13 protein-coding genes are annotated in these 20,046 nt (G+C 48.8%); 6 read left to right on the top strand and 7 right to left on the bottom strand.

The features are described 5' to 3' along the window. Together MEALZ_RS19690 and metG are read left to right on the top strand one after the other, a co-directional pair. Complete coding sequence (locus MEALZ_RS19690) at positions 1-1,200, top strand: efflux RND transporter periplasmic adaptor subunit (RefSeq protein WP_014150412.1); 1,200 nt, start codon at positions 1-3, stop codon at positions 1,198-1,200. A gap of 407 nt (positions 1,201-1,607) precedes the next feature. After that, entirely contained in the window at positions 1,608-3,626 is a 2,019-nt protein-coding gene (metG, locus tag MEALZ_RS19685) for a methionine--tRNA ligase (RefSeq protein WP_014150411.1), read from the top strand. Between the two features lie 740 nt (positions 3,627-4,366). Here the strand turns inward: metG and MEALZ_RS19680 are convergent. The 6 genes from MEALZ_RS19680 to MEALZ_RS19655 form a co-directional block, all read right to left on the bottom strand. Beyond that, the gene (locus MEALZ_RS19680; protein ID WP_014150410.1) at positions 4,367-5,278 is read right to left on the bottom strand and encodes a TIGR01777 family oxidoreductase; all 912 of its coding nucleotides are present in this window, start codon (positions 5,276-5,278) and stop codon (positions 4,367-4,369) included. Between the two features lie 49 nt (positions 5,279-5,327). Further along, positions 5,328-5,771 carry a hypothetical protein gene (locus MEALZ_RS19675; RefSeq protein WP_014150409.1) on the bottom strand — a complete coding sequence of 148 codons (444 nt, stop codon included), beginning with the start codon at positions 5,769-5,771 and terminating at the stop codon, positions 5,328-5,330. A 74-nt stretch (positions 5,772-5,845) separates the two neighbouring features. Beyond that, positions 5,846-7,744 carry an ATP-dependent zinc metalloprotease FtsH gene (gene ftsH, locus MEALZ_RS19670; protein WP_014150408.1) on the bottom strand — a complete coding sequence of 633 codons (1,899 nt, stop codon included), beginning with the start codon at positions 7,742-7,744 and terminating at the stop codon, positions 5,846-5,848. A 35-nt stretch (positions 7,745-7,779) separates the two neighbouring features. Beyond that, positions 7,780-8,646, bottom strand: coding sequence for a protease modulator HflC (hflC, locus tag MEALZ_RS19665; RefSeq protein ID WP_014150407.1), 867 nt, complete (start codon positions 8,644-8,646; stop codon positions 7,780-7,782). Beyond that, a complete protein-coding gene (gene hflK / locus MEALZ_RS19660) occupies positions 8,643-9,803 on the bottom strand; it encodes an FtsH protease activity modulator HflK (RefSeq protein ID WP_014150406.1) in 1,161 nt (386 codons plus the stop codon). Before hflK ends, hflC begins: the two co-directional genes overlap by 4 nt. A 91-nt stretch (positions 9,804-9,894) precedes the next feature. Next, positions 9,895-11,319 carry a sigma-70 family RNA polymerase sigma factor gene (locus tag MEALZ_RS19655; protein WP_162472995.1) on the bottom strand — a complete coding sequence of 475 codons (1,425 nt, stop codon included), beginning with the start codon at positions 11,317-11,319 and terminating at the stop codon, positions 9,895-9,897. A gap of 158 nt (positions 11,320-11,477) precedes the next feature. Between MEALZ_RS19655 and MEALZ_RS19650 the strand changes: the two genes are divergently transcribed. The 3 genes from MEALZ_RS19650 to glgP all read left to right on the top strand — a co-directional run bounded on the left by MEALZ_RS19650 (position 11,478) and on the right by glgP (position 17,439). Then, positions 11,478-12,392: a MerR family transcriptional regulator gene (locus MEALZ_RS19650; protein ID WP_014150404.1), complete on the top strand. Its 915-nt coding sequence runs from the start codon at positions 11,478-11,480 to the stop codon at positions 12,390-12,392. 469 nt (positions 12,393-12,861) lie between these two features. Continuing rightward, on the top strand, positions 12,862-14,199 hold the full coding sequence (gene mgtE / locus MEALZ_RS19645; protein WP_014150403.1) for a magnesium transporter: 1,338 nt from the start codon (positions 12,862-12,864) through the stop codon (positions 14,197-14,199). Between the two features lie 708 nt (positions 14,200-14,907). Further along, positions 14,908-17,439, top strand: a complete 2,532-nt coding sequence (gene glgP, locus MEALZ_RS19635; RefSeq protein ID WP_014150401.1) for an alpha-glucan family phosphorylase — start codon at positions 14,908-14,910, stop codon at positions 17,437-17,439. 47 nt (positions 17,440-17,486) lie between these two features. Here the strand turns inward: glgP and rpe are convergent, their stop codons facing one another. Then, positions 17,487-18,158, bottom strand: a complete 672-nt coding sequence (rpe, locus tag MEALZ_RS19630) for a ribulose-phosphate 3-epimerase (protein ID WP_014150400.1) — start codon at positions 18,156-18,158, stop codon at positions 17,487-17,489. 379 nt (positions 18,159-18,537) lie between these two features. Here rpe and MEALZ_RS19620 point away from each other — a divergent pair. Beyond that, a protein-coding gene (locus MEALZ_RS19620; RefSeq protein ID WP_408607020.1) for an IS3 family transposase occupies positions 18,538-20,042 on the top strand; the annotation gives its coding sequence in 2 pieces (ribosomal slippage) (positions 18,538-18,976 and positions 18,976-20,042; 1,506 coding nt in all). Positions 20,043-20,046: the final 4 nt, after the last annotated feature.

Below are 20,046 nucleotides of genomic sequence, written 5' to 3'. Positions count from 1 at the left end.
ATGCCGTCAGGACGTTTTGTAGGGATATCGGCACTAATGGCGCTTGTTATACTGGCGATTGCATGGGGTTTCTGGCCTAGACCGGTATTGGTCGAAACGAGCATCGTTGCGCGCAGGCCGTTGCGGATTACTATAGAAGAAGAAGGCAAAACACGAGTTAAAGACCGTTACATGCTTTATGCGCCAGTGGCGGGTTACCTTAGACGCATCGATCTGGAAGTTGGCGATGTTGTCGAGCTAGGTCAACCGCTGGCCTTGATTGATCCCTTGCCGCCGACAGTATTGGACCCCCGCAGCCGAGCGGAAGCGGAAGCACGAGTTGCCGCGGCACGCTCAGCCTTAGCGCGTGTCAAGGCTTCAGCCAGACAAGCCCGTGCCGAGGCCGAACATGCCTCGGTAGAATTTCGCCGCCGCGAAGAATTGATGACGCGTAGTTTAATATCGCGTTCGGAATTCGACCAAGCACGCAGTCGTATGTTGGCTTTGAAAGCCGCAGCGCAAGCGGCTAATTCGGCAATCGAGGTGGCCCATTTCGACTTAGAGGCTGCGCAAGCGGCGCTTCGTTATTCGGCTGTAGCGGATACTTCAAAGCCGGTTGAAACCGTACAAGTGCGCTCGCCTATCGGTGGACGCGTTTTAAACATCGAACAGAAAAGCGCCGGCGTAGTGCCTGCCGGACACTTGTTGTTGGAAGTCGGCGATACGCATAATCTGGAAATCGAAGTTGAGGTGTTATCTCATGATGCGATACGTATCGAACCCGGTGGGCGTGTATTATTGGAGCGTTGGGGAGGCAATGACATACTCGAAGGCATCGTGCGGATCATCAAGCCGACGGGATTTACTAAAATCAGTGCGCTAGGAGTCGAAGAGCAACGTGTAGTGGTTGTCGCGGACATTCGTTCTGCCTCTGAAATCTGGCGGCGCTTAGGAGACGGTTACCGAGTGGAAGCAAAATTCATCGTTTGGGAACAACCAGAAGCACTGACCGTTGCCAGTAATGCATTATTCCGTCACAACGACGGCAGGGCCGTATTTGTTGTTGAAAATGGGCGTGCTCGATTGCGATCGGTACGGACAGGCCAGAGTAATGGTTTATTGACCGAAATTTTGGAAGGACTCGTACTAGGCGAGAAGGTAATCGACCATCCCGATGATGCGATAGACGAAGGCACGCGCGTTGCGTCATTTGGTTCTTAAGGCAGCGTGTTTCAAAATAACGTTCATGAAGGTCTAGCCATCGCCCCGGCAAATGAAAGTTCTCTGGTGGGGAGGGTACGGTCACTCGCCCGACAGGACGCCGTAAATACGTCCCTGTAGGCTCGACGGCGGCTGTCCTTGCCGCCGACGCCTGCCGATCGAGCAACCGCACCCTCTTCGGAACCGACATTGTTTTTCATATTTCTTGTTCCTACGCTCTGCTTCACCAGAGGAATTGCGAACTTTCACAGTAAAAGCCTGCCCTTCTCCGTTTTTCATCCATCCAGGATCTTGAAAGTCAATACATGGGTAAGATATCGGTTATCGTTGTTTAGCGAGTCCCAATAAAATGTGGTTTTATGCCATAATAGCGCGTTTGTTTCCATCATATTTTCGCCGGTTAAGCCATGTCAGACAGAAAAATTCTTGTTACCAGTGCCCTGCCTTATGCCAATGGTCCGATTCATTTAGGACACATGGTCGAATATATTCAAACCGATATTTGGGTACGGTTTCAGAAACAACGGCATCAGCAATGCTATTTCGTTTGTGCCGACGATACGCACGGTACGCCGATCATGCTTAGGGCCGACAGCGAAGGCATTACGCCTGAACAATTAATCGCCCGCTCCGCCGAAGAGCATTTGGCCGATTTTACCGAGTTCGGCGTTGCGTTCGACAATTTTCATAGTACGCACTCTGCAGAGAACAAGTCGCTCGCCGAGTTGATCTATAGACGTTTGCGCGAGGGCGGGCATATCTCATCGCGCAGCATCACGCAGGCTTTCGATCCGGTCAAAAACATGTTTTTACCTGATCGCTTCATTAAGGGCGATTGTCCGAAATGCGGCGCAAAGGACCAGTACGGTGACAGCTGTGAGGCGTGCGGCGCGACCTATTCGCCGACCGAATTGAAAAATGCCGTGTCGGTCGTTTCCGGCGAAAAACCGATCGAAAAAGAATCGCTGCATTATTTCTTCAAGTTACCGGATTTCGAGAATATGTTGCGCGAATGGATAGCCGAAGGCCATTTACAGAATGAAGTCGGTAACAAAATGAACGAATGGCTCGAAAATGGTCTGCAGGAATGGGATATCTCGCGTGACGCGCCGTATTTCGGTTTCGAAATACCGGATGCGCCAGGCAAATATTTCTATGTCTGGCTCGATGCGCCGATCGGATACATGGCTAGTTTCAAAAATCTATGCGAGCGCGAGGAAGACTTGAATTTCGATGATTTCTGGGCCGAGGAAAGCGATGCCGAGTTGTATCATTTCATCGGTAAGGACATCATTTATTTTCATGCATTGTTCTGGCCTGCAATGTTGAAGGGGTCAGGCTTTAGAACACCGAGCGCAATATTCGCGCACGGTTTTTTGACCGTGAACGGCGAAAAGATGTCCAAATCGCGCGGTACTTTCATTAAAGCGCGCACCTATCTCGACCACCTGAACCCGGAATATCTGCGGTATTATTTTGCAGCGAAACTCGGTTCCGGCGTCGACGATATCGATTTAAACTTCGACGATTTTACCCAACGCGTTAATTCCGATCTAGTCGGTAAGGTTGTCAATATTGCAAGCCGTTGCGCCGGTTTTATTCATAAACGTTTCGACGGTATGCTTTCGAAACATTGCGTGGAGCCGGAACTATACGATTATTTCATCGAGGCAAATGAAGGTATTGCGCGTTGTTATGAAACGCGCGAATTCGGCAAGGCAATGCGTGAAATCATGGCGCTCGCAGATCGCGCCAATCAGTATATCGACGAGAAAAAACCTTGGTTAATCGCGAAAGAGGAAGGCCGCGATGAGGAGCTGCATGAAATTTGCTCGATGGGCATCAATTTGTTTAGATTATTGATCGTCTATTTAAAACCGGTTGTGCCGGCAATGGCCCATCAAGCCGAAATTTTTTTGAACCTGGAACCTGAGGCCTGGCCGGATAAAGCCGAGCCGTTGCTCGATCATCAGATTGACGTGTTTCGGCCGTTGATGACTCGGGTCGATCCTGACAAGATCGCTGCGGTGGTCGAAGCCTCAAAGGAAAACTTGCAAAAAACCGAGGAGCCGAAACCGAAACGTTTCGACCCGATCGCCGAGGCGATTGAGTTCGACGATTTTGCCAAACTGGATCTTCGCATCGCGCGCATCGTCAAAGCCGAACATGTCGAAGGCGCGGACAAGTTGTTGCAACTGACCGTCGATATCGGCGATGAAACACGCAATATCTTTGCCGGAATTAAATCAGCCTACGCGCCGGAAGATCTGATCGGCAAATTGACATTGGTCGTCGCGAATTTAAAACCAAGGAAAATGCGTTTCGGCCTATCCGAAGGCATGGTGCTGGCCGCCGGGCCGGGCGGCAAGGACATCTGGTTGCTGAATCCGGATCAAGGAGCCGTGCCGGGCATGCGCGTCAAGTAATAGCGCATGCCCGCAAAGACTAAGATTGCAAAAAGATGCATGACTTATGTATAGCATGTAGCTCTTATGCATCGTAGCGGAATACGGGAGTGGCGTGATTTCGAACTTGCCGGATTGCGCTACGATGCTACTCCCTTTTGATCGAAAAACCGTCTAAGAATAAAAGGTATGGGATGTGTTTATCGAGGACCGCCGTTCACCCAGCACCTAAATTATCCTAGATAGTTAATCATAGCCAATGAACTATGGAATTTAGGTGCTGGGTAACCCCCTCCATTGGGGCTTGACGGCAGCAATCGAACGCCAGGGATGGCGTGTATTAGGGCAATGCAGGAGCAATTGCCGAGGAGCAAAAATCTGCCTTGCTGCCGACATCCTCGCTAGCCACACCCCATACCTTCCTTCATAAAGTTAGCCATTTTTTGAGTATAAAGGGAGTACCTTAGCTGCCTATAAAGTTTACGGCGCCGTAGGATGGGTAGCAGCGAAGCGGAAACCCGTCGCTTTGTTTGGGCTTAGGTACAGATGCGGTAACGCCACCATTAATCAAGCACGCGATTTGTCACAATGGCGCTCATGACCTTACTGTCAATAGCGATTTAGCTGGGGCGGAGAGCGGTGTTAAGCTTGATGCGCATGGGTTGTAAACCCCATCCTGCTTAGTAGTGATTTGCATAGGCATAATAAGCTATTGAAATAACTTCTTATTCTTAGACGGCTTCTCGTTCAAAAGAGAGCCATCAATCACGGTGGGGTGATAAGGCCTCGGTAAGCGCCGACTCCAAGTCGTTATATTCAAAACTGAAGCCAAGTTCATTAATGAGTCTTAATGGCATAACGCGTTGGCTGCCAAGTACTAGTTCCGACATTTCACCGAGCAGTAGCTTCAAAGCCCAAACGGGAATCGGCAATAAGGCAGGACGTTTCAAACAGGCGGCTAACGTTTCGGTGAACTCGCGATTGGTGACGGGGTTTGGTGCGGTAGCATTGTAAGGGCCGCGCATCGAGTCGTCGTTCAACATGGCGCAGGCGACGTTGATCCAATCTTGCCTATGTATCCAAGACATCCATTGGGTGCCGGCGCCGATTCGACCGCCCAGGCCAAGCTTGAAGGGTAAGAGCATACGTTGTAGCAGTCCCCCTTCGTGACCTATAACCAAACCGGTTCGTATTAAACAAACTCGGATATCGAGTTGTTCGGCTTGCAGCGCGCTGTTTTCCCAGGCCAAACATAATCGATGTGAAAAATCGTCTTTGGCGGGCGTCTCTTCATCGAGAACCGTGTCGCCTTGGTTTCCGTAATAGCCAATCGCCGACCCACTAATCAAGACTTCCGGTTTTACGACCAACCGTTCCAGCGTTTCAAACAAACGATCTGTCAATAAGACGCGGCTATCCCAGATAATACGTTTTTGTGTCTCGGTCCATCGTTTGTCGAAAATTGGCGCGCCGGCTAGGTTAATGACCGCGTCGAATCGTTGGTCCGGTGTGATGTCTTCGAGGCGGCCCAGGCCTTTTGTGCCGGGGCCGCAAATTGACGGAACGTGTTCGGGATTCCGGCTAAGTACCGTCAGCTGGTGACCCTGACCGCTCAATTGTCTGGTCAAAAGAGTTCCGATAAAACCGGTGCCGCCTGTTAATAATATATTCATGACTCGGGCTCCGTAGTGAGAGTGACAACAACAAAATTAGCCGGTTTGCTTATCGGGATTCCTCGACATGTTGACCGTCGTGTTCCAGTTTTACGGGTAGGAATGATAATAAACCATAAGCAATATGTGAAAGACCGGCATAGAGAAAAAACAAGCGGTAAGTATGATCGATCGGAATTTGATTGACGCGACCATAAAATTCGAGAGCTCCACTTAACAAAATCAAAAAAAGACCGACAGCTGTCAATTCTTTATAGCTTTGCTTCATGAAACAATAGGCGAACATCGATAATTCCGCTAGTACAATATAAATCATCATGATTTTGATGTTATTACTCAAAGGGCCGTAAAGGTCGGTGTTGAGCTCGAAAAACGTTTGGTTAGTCGTAAAGGATAGGGTTGCTGCTGCGACACTGACGGCCAGAGAGACATAATAATTAGCTTCCAACGCATATTTGAAGCTGGTTAAGCTTTTTGTTGCAAAACTATTCATGAGATTATCCTTAAAAAAAGTCCTCCTGAAAGAACCGAACAGGAGGACTTTATAGAGGAGGACATTGACAGCGGCTAGGTTGCGAGGCCGCCTTGACCTATGTTGCCGCCGCCCGTTGTATCCGGAGTCACCGTGACAGGGGGGTGTTCGTCCTTGTCATCATCTTCCGGTACCGGAGGGGCAATTTTTTTGCCATTCATTAAATCATCGATTTGAAACTTATCGATGGTTTCCCACTGCATTAATGCTTCCGCCATATTATGGAGGATGTCCATGCGATCGGTGAGAATCTGTTTGGCACGCTCATAGTTTTTGTCGACCAGCGAGCGAATTTCGTCGTCGATCAAGCGTGCCATTTGTTCTGACATCGCTTTATTTTGCGGTCCGAAATAGCCTTGATTTTGATCCGGGCCGTAATCCATCGGTCCGAGGCGATCGGAGAGACCCCATTTAGTCACCATGTTGCGGGCCAATTGAGTGGCGCGCTCGATGTCATTGGAAGCGCCGGTGGTCACTTTGTTTTTGCCGTATATGATTTCCTCGGCAACCCGACCGCCGAATAAGCTGGCGATTTGGCTTTCCAGTTTATCCCGGCTGGCGCTGTAGGAATCCCGTTCCGGTAGGAACATCGTGATGCCTAATGCACCACCACGGGGCATGATACTGACTTTGTAGACCGGATCGTGTTCCGGTACGATGCGACCGACGATGGCATGACCGGCTTCATGATAGGCGGTCATCAACTTATCTTCTTCGCGCATCATCATGCTTCTTCTTTCGGCGCCCATAAGCATTTTGTCGCGGGCTTTATCGAGATCTTCCATGTTCACTTCGCGTTTGTTTTTACGCGCCGCAAATAAAGCTGCTTCGTTGATCAGATTCGCGAGTTCCGCACCGGAAAAGCCGGGCGTGCCTCGGGCCAGATCGTTGATGTTGACATCGGCGGCTTGCGGTACTTTTTTGATATGAACGCCGAGAATCTGCTCGCGGCCTTTGATATCGGGTAAACTGACCGTGACTTGTCGGTCGAATCGGCCCGGTCTCAGCAAGGCTTTATCGAGTACATCGGCGCGGTTGGTCGCGGCGATAACGATAATGCCTTCGTTGCCGTTGAAGCCGTCCATTTCCACAAGCAATTGGTTCAAGGTTTGTTCGCGTTCGTCATTGCCGCCGCCCATGCCGTTGCCGCGATGACGGCCGACCGCATCGATCTCGTCGATGAAGATGATGCACGGTGCGCGTTTCTTGGCTTGTTCGAACATATCGCGAACGCGAGAGGCACCGACACCGACAAACATTTCAACGAAATCCGAACCGGATATCGAGAAGAACGGTACACCCGCTTCACCTGCAATGGCCCGAGCTAGCAGCGTTTTACCGGTTCCCGGAGGACCGACCATCAATACGCCACGCGGTATCTGACCGCCGAGGAATTCGTATTTGGCGGGGTCTCTCAGAAAATCGACCATTTCGACGACGTCTTCCTTGGCTTCTTCGACGCCGGCGACATCGGTGAATTTGACTTTGATTTGGTTTTCCTCGAGCAATTTGGCCTTGCTTTTACCGAAATTCATCTGGCCGCCCATGCCGCCGCCTTGCTGTTTGCGGAAGAAATAAACCCAGACTGCGATCAGCAGTAACATCGGTGCCCATGAGATAAAGATCTGCATCAGCATCGATTGTTTCGGCGGCGAAGCAACTTTGATTTTGACGCCGTATTCCAATAATTCGTCGATCATTTTGGCATCATTTGGGTTATAGGTCATGAACCTTTCCCCATTACGACGACGACCATTGATTTCCTCGCCGTTGATCGTGACTTCAGCAACGACGCCGGCGCGTATGTCTTCGATAAAGTCAGAGTATGACAAGGCATAGTTACTGTCGTTTTGCGGGCCCATTCGGCTAAATGCCGTGAATAGCGTAAGCCCTACCGCTATCCAGATGACGATTTTAAGTGCATTTGATTTCATTTAAATTTTCTCCTCTTTAGAGATGTATGAGGATATCATTCTTCTTTCGAAAAATACCTGAAGAAATCCGATTTCGGTTCCAATAACAGAGTATCTTGAGTATTTTCGAACGATTTTTGATAGGCGTTCAAGCTTCGGTGGAATGCATAAAACTCTTCATTTTTGCCATGGCTGACCGCATAGATCTCGGCCGACTTGGCATCGCCACGTCCTCGTATTTGTTCGGCTTCTCGATAAGCGTTGGCCAAAATAATTTCGCGTTCCTTATCGGCCTGCGCGCTAATTTGTTCTGCAAGTTCCGCGCCTTGTGAGCGGAATTCTCGGGCAACTCTTTCGCGTTCGGCTTCCATTCTACGAAATACAGAGCTGCTGACTTCGTCCGGCAAATCAATGCGCTTTATGCGTATATCGACCAACTCGATGCCGTATTGTTCAGCAACCGGGCTTAATTTTTCCATCAGCACCTTGCGTAAATTACCTCTATCCTCGGAAACCAACTCTTTAATTGTTCTTAAGCCGAATTCGCCGCGCATCGCATCTTTCATAATTTGATCGAGTCGAAGGTTGGCTTGAAAAGAATCGCCGCTGACCGTTGTATAAAACAGGCCGACGTCGCCAATTTTCCATTTGGCAAAAGAATCGACAATCACATTTTTCTTTTCCGAAGTCAGGAAACGTTCCGATTTGGCATTAAGGGTTTGGATTCGCGCATCGAACGCACTGGTGTTATTGATCAAGGGCATTTTGAAATGAAGGCCCGGCCGATAATCGGATTCGACGATTTCGCCCAAGCGAAATTTTATCGCTTTTTCACTTTCACCAACATAAAACACCGACATATAACCAAGAATCAGCACAGATAAACCGGTAGGAACTAATAACTGTTTAGGTAATGAATTCATAGTCTGCTCCTGCTGGAACGGATGGTAGAAGCATGAATTGGTTTTCGGGTATCGGTTTGGGCGGCTTTTTCGATTTGCGCAATAGAGCTTAGGTTAGGACCACCGGCTTTTTGATCGCCATTTTTCTGCATCGAGTCGATCGGCATGTAGAACATATTATTCCCGTTTTCAACTGCTACAATCACTTTGTTGGTATTGCTGTAAAGTTTTTCCTTAGCTTCGAGATACAAGCGTTTGCGGGTTATTTTGGGTGCTTTTTCATATTCGACCAATAATTGATCGAAGCGTTGCGTCTCGCCGGTTGCTCTGGCGACTACTTGAGCTTCGTAAGCTTCGGCCTCCTGAATCAATCTTGCCGCTGCACCTCGAGCTTTAGGAATCACCTCGTTGGCATAAGCTTCGGCTTCATTGATCAGTCTTTGTTTGTCTTCTCGTGCCCGAATGGCATCCTCGAAAGCATTTTGAACTTCCTCTGGTGGTTGGGCATCCTGTAGGTTGACACTGGCAATGCGCAGACCTGTTTGATATTGGTCCATCGCGTCCTGCACCTGATCCTTGATTGCTGTGGCAATTTGACTGCGGCCTTCGGTTAGGATGAAGTCCATATTATTCTTGCCGATTACGCCCCGCTCGATACTTTCGGTCACTTGCTTAAGCGTGGCTTCGGCATTTTTGACGTTGAATAAATAATCCCTGGCATCTTTAATTTGATATTGAATGGCTAACCTAACGCTGATAATGTTTTCATCCTTGGTTAGCATTAGCGATTCGGGTAAGTCAGATCCGCTTCCAAGCTGACGACCTCCGGTTTGATAACCGATTTCAATGAAGCGTTGTTGTTCGACGTTGACTATAGAGACGTCTTCAATTGGAAAAGGTAAATGCCAATGTGGGCCAGGCATTGTGGTGGCTTGATAGGCGCCGAAGCGGGTTTCAACACCCCGGTTGCCTTGATCCACGATATAAACGCCGCTGCCAACCCAGGCAATCAAAAACGCGGCGCTTGAGTAAGCGAATATTGGTTTGTAATGACGGCTCAGAAAGTTTTGTGGCTTCTTATTGATGCTTCGCCATATATTTTCGAATTGAGCTTCCCAATCGGACTTAGGATTTTCACCTAGTTCCTCCGGGTCATTATTTTTATTGTTCCAGGTCATAGCAGACTCCTGATACTCGTGTGTAAAGGTCGGTTTATTTTTTATTCCGCCTTCTTATTGTTCGGTGCAATGTCGCTTTAATTTGGTCGTTTTAACCGGGCTCGAGAAAATCGACTAAATCACTGCTGAATTTATTTTTTAATTTCAATAGCGCACTGTTCTGAATTTGTCTGACCCGTTCCCGCGTTAACGACATCCGGTCGGCAATGTCTTGCAGCGTCATTTCGGTATCGCTGTCGAGTCCGAAGCGGCAATTAATGATGTCGGCTTCGCGTTCAGGTAGGGTTTCTATTGCCTTTCTCAAACAGTTTTTCAATGCCGAATTAGCCAATATACTGATCGGTTGCGGAAAATGGTTCTGCTCCATCGAATCGACGATCGCCGGTAAATCTTCATCATCATTGATATTGTTATCGAGCGAAATGGTCGGTTGATAATTATTGACGATGGCTTTGATTTCCTCTTCGGGCAAGGCGCAGATTTCGGCTAGTGTTTTATTGGTTGGCCATTGGTTGTGTTTGACCAGATAATCGTTCATCGTCTCGAACACCGCGGCCGCTTTTGCCGCGATGTTGTAAGGCAGGCGGACCATTTTTTCCTGTCTGACCATGCCCCGAGTGATGCTTTGCTTGATCCAATAAATCGCATAAGTAGAAAAGCGCACCGAGCGTCGCCAATCGTAACGGTCAACCGCCTTGATCAAACCCACAGTCCCGTCTTGAATTAAATCGGTAAACGGCACCGAGGAATGATGATATTGACGGGCAATGAACGTGACTAGCCTAAGGTTGCCGCTGATCATCGCACGTCTTGCGGAAATCATTCGTTGTTGCTCTATCGACGCGGATTTCAACAACTCCAAGTCATCACCGTTGAGTGCTCGATCCTTGAGCCGGCAAGTTAAGACCTTGACGATTTGTTGCAGGAAATTAGGTAAAAGATGAAGATCGTCCAGTAATTGTCTGCATTCAGTAAATACGGCACTTGAATGCGTGTTACCTTTGGCGTTGATCACTTGCTGAAAACACTCTAATAACTTGCTTGCGAGCTGTTTAGCGGTATCCTGTGCAGCATTGTCCTTTTGTACAGGTTCGAGACTGTTTTTTCTGATAAGCTCGGATAAGTCGATGCCATCACCGATAGCACTAACAAATTCGCCGGCGATAACCGATAGTCCCGAATCCGAATAAATCATCAAATGCGATAAATTCAAGCGACTTTGTTCCATTTGTTGGGCTAGCGAGGTTAATTCCTCGGGAGTCAGAACCGATGCATTTTGCTGATGGATCAATAACTCGTCGCCTCCATTCTGCACGAATGTCATTGCATCATTCGATGAGGACAGCACTTCGGTTTCCGCAAATAATTCGGCATCGGCAGGTTCCGATTCGATTTCATCGGAATCGTTGTTTAGGTTGTCGATTTGCGGTCGCCTTGAATGCATTAAATCCGTTTCCAGAGAAGCTTCCTTATAAAAGCCTCGAAAACTGCCGGAACGATACTGATTGTTTAGCATTGAATAGTTCATTTGGGTCATAGTGGATTGCCCCTTACCAGGTAACTGGTTATATACCCTGAGTAAATACTTTGTTGAGTCAACTAAAGCTTGGATTAAACATTACTCCTGAGTACAATGTTTGTCAAACATAAATCATAAACAAAACCTGTGCATAAATGTATACAATAAAAACTGTGACCTCACTCACAGGCATAAATACCGAAACACTTAGAGCTTGGGAAAGGCGCTACGGAACCGTTAATCCCGTTAGGGACAGCAAAGGCCGGCGTCTTTATACTCAGCAAGATGTTGAGCGTTTGACGCTCTTGCTGGCGGCCACTAAGCAAGGTTTTACGATTAGCAAAATCGCAGATTTGAGTAACGATGAGTTACAGAATCTGTTGAACGCCAATCAAAATGCGCCTAATGCCAATCAGGAATTGTTTTTTGTGCGGATTGTCGATGCTCTGCTGCAGTTTCGCATGGATGTTTGCGAAGACTTGCTTAGGAGGGCGCTGATCGCAATGGACCCCCTCTGCTATGCCCGGGAGGTTCTTTTGCCGACTCTGGAAAAAGTCGGTAATCTTTGGCATGAAGGTAAATTGACAATTGCTCAAGAGCATCTATTTTCCGCCTGTGTTAAACGAATCGTGTTAAGCATGGTGAATCACGAACAGCCATTTTCCGGAACTAATCCCGGCGTGATGTTCGCAACCATGACCGGAGAACATCACGAATTCGGAATATTACTGAGCTGCTGGTTGGCTGCTAACCAGCGATGTAAATGCTATTACATCGGCCCCGATTTGCCATGGGAAGACTTGTTAAACGCAGGAAACCGGCTCAAGCCTTCTGTTATCGTGATGAGTCTCGCAAATACGCCGCCTGAACAAGCTATGATTCAAAACCTAAACTATCTGGCCGAGGCGTTGCCGAAAGATATCCAGTTATGGGTCGGCGGTACCGGTGCACAGTATTTGTTCAAGTCGAATCAATTGCCGGAACGGTCGGTTTTTACCGCTAGTCTCGACGACTTTTACCATCGAATCGGTCGCTTGATTCAAAGTCGTCCGCTCTCGCGGCCGTTTTAGCGATTCTCGATCAATTGATTTAAGGTCTGACTTTTCAATGCATGAAAAGTTCTTAATATCTTATGATTTCAGTAGGTTTTTTTAATCTAGTCGTTCAAATGACATGAAGACGAGGTTTTTATTGCATTCACGGCAAATGGCTTTCATAATTCTAGGCTTATTTAACACAGGACTATTGCCTGTTATTGTTGATTCGATGCTCAGATTCTTTTTTACTTTCTCAAATCCAATGCATGGTTGTTTTGGCCGAATATCGTCCGAGCGGATGATTTATCGCCCGAGGCCGTGCGTGGTTATTTTGGAGTGTAGGGTTAGTTTTATGAAATACATGGCATTAAATATATTTAATAATCAACGATATGCTTAAAATGGGTTGCCGAATAATAATATGAAAAGGGCCCGGATGGGCCCTTTTTTTTGGCTTAACGTTTACACAGTCCCGTTTAAGGGACCCAATTAGGGGGCAGCAATGAACGAAGAAATCAGTCAATTGGTCGAGCGTCTTAACGAAGCTGAAAATGAAGATCAAAAAACTGTTTTTGAACAAGCCATAGAAGAACTGGAAAGTACCGAGTTGGCATTATTGTTGGAATCCCTGCCCTTGCACCAACGTTTGGAGCGTTGGCAGCAGGTTCCTGACGAAGATCGTGTCGATGTTTTGGTTGCGATGCGTGCCGAGCCAAGGCAGACCATCATCGAAAGCTTCGAAGAATCGGAATTGCAGAGTTTACTAAGCGGCTTACATGCCGAGGATTTGATCGAGCTGGCGGAAACATTGCCGGAATCGGTGATAGATACCGCGCTTGGCAATATGGATGCTAGTCAGCGTAAACATTATCAGTTATCGGCGCAATATGACGATGAACGAATCGGCCGCTATGTCGATCACGAGTTATTGATTTTACCAAGGACAGCAAGGGTTAGACAGGCGATGCGCTTGATCCGCAAAAACCTGCCCGAGTATACCGATTGCATTTATCTGATTCAGCGTAATGGTGCTTTCGTCGGCACCGTTCTCGTTCATAAATTGTACGCCGCGGATCCTCTTACGCCATTGGTCGAATTATGTATAGACGATCCCGTTACTGTTTCAGCGGATAGTTATTTAACCGATGCTGCGGAAAAGATGGAGCATTCGGGGCTTACCGCATTACCGGTTATCGATGTCAATCAACTGTTATTAGGCAGAATCACCTTGCGCTTGGCTTTGGAAATTACCCGCGAAGAATATGAAAGCCAATTGATGGCGACCGCAGGTATGGATGAAGACGAAGACTTGTTCGCTCCTGTGATTCGTAGTTCAAAACGCCGAGCCACCTGGTTAGGAATCAATTTGTTAACGGCTTTTCTGGCTTCTTGGTCAATCGGCTTATTTGAAGGTACATTACAGCAAATCGTTGCATTAGCGGTGTTGATGCCGATTGTCGCATCAATGGGCGGAATAGCCGGTAGTCAGACCTTGACTTTGATCATCAGAGGCATTGCATTGGGTCAAATCAGCAAGGGGAATTTTAAGCCGCTTTTAATTAAAGAAGTCAGTGTCGGCATACTCAATGGCTTGTTATGGGCTTTAGTGATCGGTGCTATTGCAGGCATTTGGTTCGGTAGTCTGTCAATCGGTTCGGTGATTGCGGCCGCGATTGTCGTGAATATTATCATTGCAGCTTTCGCAGGCGTCGTAATACCGTTGGTCTTGGACACGCTCGATATCGACCCGGCCTTATCCGGTTCGGTCATACTGACAACCGTGACCGATGTTGTCGGTTTTGTTGCTTTTTTGGGTTTAGGGACCGTTTTTTTGTTGTGATAATCATTAGGCTCTTTGCTATACCCGTCATAGATCAAAATTCGGCGCCTGGGTGTCCGCTAAAGGACGCCGTGAATACGTCCAGACTCTACCAGCTCCATGCCGGCAAAGCCTTTATGAACGCCATGGATGGCGTGAATGTCGATTTTGCAGGAGCGAAAATCGACCGGACACCCAGGCGCCTCCTCAGGCACTGCCGGAATTTGAAGTGCGAAAGGTATAATCAAATGGTAGAGCCCCTCGAATCAACGACGAAATTTGAATTTAGATTGGTATAGAGCCGTCTCAATGCTGTCATAATTCAAAGCGACAATACTCATTATCCTAGAAAAAGCATTTCATCATAAAGATTCACAGCAATTCCCAATTTGGGGATCAAAAAGGGTGTGGGGCGTGCTTGGCGAGGATGTCGGCAGCGGGACAGGTTTTTTCTCCTCGGCAATTGCTCCCGCATAGCCCTACTAGACGCCATCCTTGGCGCTTAGGTGCTGCCAAGTCTCCATGGATGGGTTTACGGCGTTCCTCGACAGGCAACCCCACACCCTAAGATTGGCGAACCTGCTTAGGTAATCTCCTGAAATACTTCATGAACTTCATGGATGACCTGCCGAATTTAAGATTATATATATTGTGCCGCTGCTTTATGCTCATCGCATTACGAAACTCGGTTTGCTAAGGGCATAGTCGTATTTTTACAGGAGAAGGCTGATGACCGCACCTCGTTTTTTTACGCCCGAATTGAGTCAAAAACTGGATGGCTTATCCGAATTGGCGCTGGATTGTAATTTTTCCTGGAGTCACCGGGCCGACGAAATCTGGCATCGATTGAATAGCTCCTTATGGGAGCAATCCCGTAATCCATGGCTAGTGTTGCAAGCCTGTTCGGCAAACTTGTTGCAAGAGCTCGCCGATAATGAAGAATTTTGCCGAAAACTGCAAAGCATCGTGGCCGAGCATCGTGCCTCGCTGGCCGAACCCCGTTGGTACCAGAACGAACTCGAACAAAGCACTAAGCTAGCGCAAATTGCCTATTTCAGCATGGAGTTCGGCCTTAGCGAAGCTTTGCCGATTTATTCCGGCGGCCTGGGTTTATTGGCCGGCGATCATCTAAAAGCCGCCAATGATTTGGGCATCCCCCTCGTGGGCGTTGGCTTGTTGTATCAAAACGGCTATTTTCGTCAGGCTTTCGACGATGACGGCAATCAGATCGCGCTCTATCCCAATGCCGATACCGGCGATTTACCGATTTGCCCTGTACGCAAGGATAACGGCGAATGGCTTCGGATAAAACTCAATACGCCGTCGAAATTGTGGATCAGAGTGTGGCAAGCGCAAATCGGTCGAATTACGCTTTATCTATTGGATAGTAACGATCCGGTTAATCATCCGGTCGATCGTTGTATTACCAGCGAGTTGTACGGCGGCGGACTCGAAATCCGTTTGGCTCAAGAAATTTTATTGGGCATCGGTGGCTGGCGAGTGTTGAGAGCTTTAGGCATCAAGCCTGAAGTTTGCCATTTGAATGAGGGTCACGCGGCATTTTTAGTACTGGAGCGAGCTCGCGATTTAATGAAAGAAACCGGGCTGGATTTTAAAACCGCGCTGACCATTACGCGGGCCGGTAATCTGTTTACCACGCATACGCCGGTCGAAGCCGGCTTCGATCGTTTCAGTCCGGAATTGATTGGAAAACGGCTCGGCAATTATGCGCAAAAACTCGATATCGATATCGAAACTTTATTGAATCTCGGCCGCAATCCGGATTTAAAAACCTACGATAAATCGTTCAACATGGCTTATCTGGCTATTCACGGCAGCGCCGCGGTTAATGGGGTGAGCCGTTTGCATGGTGAGGTCAGTCGGCGTATTTTCAGCCCTTTGTTTCCGAATTGGCCGGCGGAAGAAATACCGATCGACCATATCACTAATGGCGTCTATGTTCCGGCATGGGATTCGCAGGAAGCCGACGAGTTATGGACCGGTTTGTGCGGTAAAAACCGCTGGGTTTGCGAATACGGCGATTTGCCGGAACAATTCCAGCAGGTTACGGATGAGCAGTTATGGAATCTGCGTGCGCAAAACCGAAAATGCTTGGTCGAGTTCGTCCGGGATGAATACAACCGGGAACTCGATGTTCAAGGCAATATCTCGAAAACCGAGCGTAAAGATCAAGTGCTTCGCTTGTTCGACCCTAATGTCATGATTATCGGCTTTGCCCGTCGGTTTGCAACCTATAAGCGCCCTAACCTGCTGTTGACCGATCCCGATCGTTTGGCTGCGATACTAACCAATCCCAATCGTCCGGTACAATTGGTTATCTCGGGTAAAGCTCACCCGGCCGATTTGCCCGGTCAAGTATTGATTCGAGCTTGGCATGAATTTATCCGTCGGCCTGAAATCAGGGAGCGTGCAATTTTTTTGAGCGATTACGATATGATTACCGCCGAATATTTGGTTCAAGGGGTCGACCTTTGGATCAACACGCCAAGACGTCCTTGGGAGGCTTGCGGGACTAGCGGCATGAAAATTCTGGTTAACGGCGGCTTGAATCTATCCGAACTCGACGGCTGGTGGGCGGAAGCGTATCGCCCCGAAGTCGGCTGGTCATTGAACGGGCAAGAGGTCGAGCAAGCCGATCATGAACAAGCCGAGATACTTTACCGCCTGCTTGAACAGGAAATTGTGCCGATGTTTTATGAGCGTGATCAACAAGGCTTGCCGCGCCGCTGGTTAGCTATCATGCGGGAAAGCATGGCGACGCTGACGCCTTATTTTTCGGCCAATCGCATGGTCAGGGAGTATACGTCCAAGTTTTATTTACCTCTAGCCGAAAGCTATTGCAAAAGGTTGGACGGAAATATGCAGCCGGGTAAGCAGTTGATCGAATGGTTGAAACGCATCGATGATCTTTGGGCTAAAATCCATGTCGATAATGTAGTGACGGAAACCCGGGAGAACGACTACGCGTTCAGTATGCAGGTTTATCTTGGGGAGCTTAGCGAGGAAGATGTTTGTGTGGAATTATTCGCGGAACCTTCAGGCGAAGGACGATTTGAGATTCATTCGATGGCGATAGAACAAGTGTTGGCCGGCGCGATAAACGGTTATATCTATAGCGCGACGATACCGAAAACTAGGCCGATAAGCGATTATACGCCGAGAATTAGACCTAGCAATCCGGATTGCAGTTTGCCGTTGGAAGCCAATCAGATTTACTGGGTGCAAGCGCGACAAGGGTAAATTAAATCTTGCCTCGCTTGCAGTAGAGATTTACAAAAAAGTCGTTTTTACTCGGCTTTTGCAATTTCCGCGCGCATTTGGTCGATGACTGCTTTGTAGTCCGGTTTGCCGAAAATCGCCGAACCGGCAACGAAGGTATCGGCGCCCGCCGCTTTGATTTCACGAATATTGTCGACTTTGACGCCGCCGTCGATTTCCAAACGAATATCGAAACCGCTTTCATCGATTCGTTTTCTTGCATCGCGCAGTTTGGTTAATGCCGACGGCAGAAACGATTGTCCGCCGAAGCCCGGGTTGACCGACATCAATAAAATCATGTCGAGTTTATCCATCACATGATCCAGATAATGCAGCGAAGTCGACGGGTTGAATACCAAGCCGGCTTTACAACCTTGGTCTTTGATCAATTGCAAGGTTCTATCCAGATGAACCGAAGCTTCAGGATGGAAGGTAATATAGCTGGCGCCGGCTTTGGCGAAGTCCGGGATGATTCGATCGACCGGATCGATCATCAAATGTACGTCGATTGGAGCGGTAACGCCATGATTTCTTAATGCTTCGCAAACCAATGGGCCGATCGTTAAATTGGGTACGAAATGATTGTCCATGACGTCAAAATGGACAACATCGGCACCGGCCGCTAAAACGTTATCGACTTCTTCGCCTAAGCGAGCGAAATCGGCAGAGAGAATGGAAGGAGCTATCCAGTTTTGGGCCATTTTTTTATCCTCGATTAAAACAAAACAAGCGATTATAGTCTTTTTTTATTAATTGATCCCGCATTGATTTATAAGTGTATTCAGTGACGCAAGCGATATCAAGTTTAAGTTCAAAAAACAACTCTGGAGCTATTGTAGAGTCGGATAGACGAGGACTATAATCGAGTCGTAGTTCTTTTATACTCATCGTAGATCAAAATTCGGCACCGGGGTGTCCGTCAAAGGACGCCGTGAATACATCCCTGTAGGCTCTATGCCAGCTCCATGCTGGCAAAGCCTTTGCCGTACACCCCGGTGTCTCCTCAGGCACCCCTCTGTGTCAATATACCTGAGACACCGCCCCATGCATTAATTAGGGAACATTTTCGGAGAAAATCTCATGACTGACACAACCGTACAAGCTATTCCTCATGCCGCGGCGAACGCGGAGGACACGCAAGACGCCCGTAGGGCGGCTGAAGTGTCCTCCGCGTTCGCCGCGGAACCTTCCCGCATCACCAGCGAAGTGCTTGAAAAGGCCGCCCGCCGGACGTTTACCGCCGAATACAAAGAGCGCATCTTGACCCAGGCTGATGCGTGTAGCGAACCGGGCTGCATCGGCAAGTTGCTGCGCACAGAGGGATTATATTCCTCACATCTCAGCAAATGGCGCAGCGAACGTGAGCAGGCCATCCGCGCCGGTCTATCCAAGCCGCGTGGCCGCAAACCTTCGGACAAGAATCCGTTAGCCGCTGAAAATGCTCGTCTGCAAGCCGAAATTCAGCGTTTGCAGGCATGCCTAACACAGGCGGAGGCTATCATCGATGTCCAAAAAAAACTTTCGCAACTGCTGGGCTTGTGCGAGATTCCAGCCCACACCGGGAGAGCATCATGAAGGCCACGCTTGAACTCAGCCGTGAGGTTGGCGTTAAGGCCGCCTGCGAGGCGCTCAACTTCAACCGTGCCTCGTTTTATCGCGCACAACAAGATCGCTCTTCGTGGCCGGTCGAACGTCCGCGCCCGCCGCTGGCACTGAGTACGGACGAAGAGCTACACGTCCTGGCGCATCTGCACAGCGAGCGTTTCATGGATTGCTCGCCTTATCAGGTCTATGCGGCGCTGCTCGACGAGGGCGTTTACCTGTGCTCCATCAGCACCCTCTATCGCATCCTGGTGCGCCACCAGGAAGTGCGCGAGCGCCGCAACCAGCTTCGTCGTCCCAACTACACCAAGCCCGAGTTACTCGCCACTGCGCCCAACCAAGTATGGTCATGGGATATCACCAAACTCAAAGGCCCGGCCAAATGGACGTATTTCTACCTCTACGTCATTATCGACATTTTCAGCCGCTGCGTGGTCGGCTGGATGGTAGCGCACCGCGAATCCACCGAGCTGGCTAAGCGACTGATTGGCGAAAGCTGTACTCGGCAAACTATCCGTGAAGGCCAATTGACTATTCACGCCGACCGCGGCAGCAGTATGACCTCCAAAGGCGTCGAGCAACTGCTGGCTGACCTGGGCGTGACCAAAACCCATTCACGGCCCCATGTCTCCAACGACAACCCGTATTCCGAGGCGCAGTTCAAGACCTTGAAATACCGACCGGGCTTTCCGGCTCAATTCGGCGCTATCGAAGATGCCAGAAGCTTTTGCGGAACGTTCTTCGACTGGTACAACCATGACCACTATCACTCCGGCATTGCACTGTTAACCCCGGCCAGCGTTCACAGCGGCCAAGCCGTCGAGATAGTTACGCAGCGCACGCAAGTCCTGCATGCCGCATTCGAGCGCAATCCGGAACGCTTCAAAAACCGCCAACCCCATGCCCAAGCCGTACCTGAAGCCGCTTGGATTAACCCGCCCCCTTCACGGACGGCAAATGAGGCTCTCGACCAGGAAAACTAAACTC

The organism is Methylotuvimicrobium alcaliphilum 20Z (assembly GCF_000968535.2).
Taxonomy (GTDB): Bacteria; Pseudomonadota; Gammaproteobacteria; order Methylococcales; family Methylomonadaceae; genus Methylotuvimicrobium; species Methylotuvimicrobium alcaliphilum.
This window is presented reverse-complemented; position numbering and strand designations above follow the sequence as displayed.

Coding starts and splice junctions, on each gene's coding strand:
- MEALZ_RS19690 (WP_014150412.1), top strand. CDS start 1: ATGCCGTCAGGACGTTTTGTAGGGATATCGGCACTAATGGCGCTTGTT.
- metG (WP_014150411.1), top strand. CDS start 1,608: ATGTCAGACAGAAAAATTCTTGTTACCAGTGCCCTGCCTTATGCCAAT.
- MEALZ_RS19680 (WP_014150410.1), bottom strand. CDS start 5,278: ATGAATATATTATTAACAGGCGGCACCGGTTTTATCGGAACTCTTTTG.
- MEALZ_RS19675 (WP_014150409.1), bottom strand. CDS start 5,771: ATGAATAGTTTTGCAACAAAAAGCTTAACCAGCTTCAAATATGCGTTG.
- ftsH (WP_014150408.1), bottom strand. CDS start 7,744: ATGAAATCAAATGCACTTAAAATCGTCATCTGGATAGCGGTAGGGCTT.
- hflC (WP_014150407.1), bottom strand. CDS start 8,646: ATGAATTCATTACCTAAACAGTTATTAGTTCCTACCGGTTTATCTGTG.
- hflK (WP_014150406.1), bottom strand. CDS start 9,803: ATGACCTGGAACAATAAAAATAATGACCCGGAGGAACTAGGTGAAAAT.
- MEALZ_RS19655 (WP_162472995.1), bottom strand. CDS start 11,319: ATGCTAAACAATCAGTATCGTTCCGGCAGTTTTCGAGGCTTTTATAAG.
- MEALZ_RS19650 (WP_014150404.1), top strand. CDS start 11,478: ATGTATACAATAAAAACTGTGACCTCACTCACAGGCATAAATACCGAA.
- mgtE (WP_014150403.1), top strand. CDS start 12,862: ATGAACGAAGAAATCAGTCAATTGGTCGAGCGTCTTAACGAAGCTGAA.
- glgP (WP_014150401.1), top strand. CDS start 14,908: ATGACCGCACCTCGTTTTTTTACGCCCGAATTGAGTCAAAAACTGGAT.
- rpe (WP_014150400.1), bottom strand. CDS start 18,158: ATGGCCCAAAACTGGATAGCTCCTTCCATTCTCTCTGCCGATTTCGCT.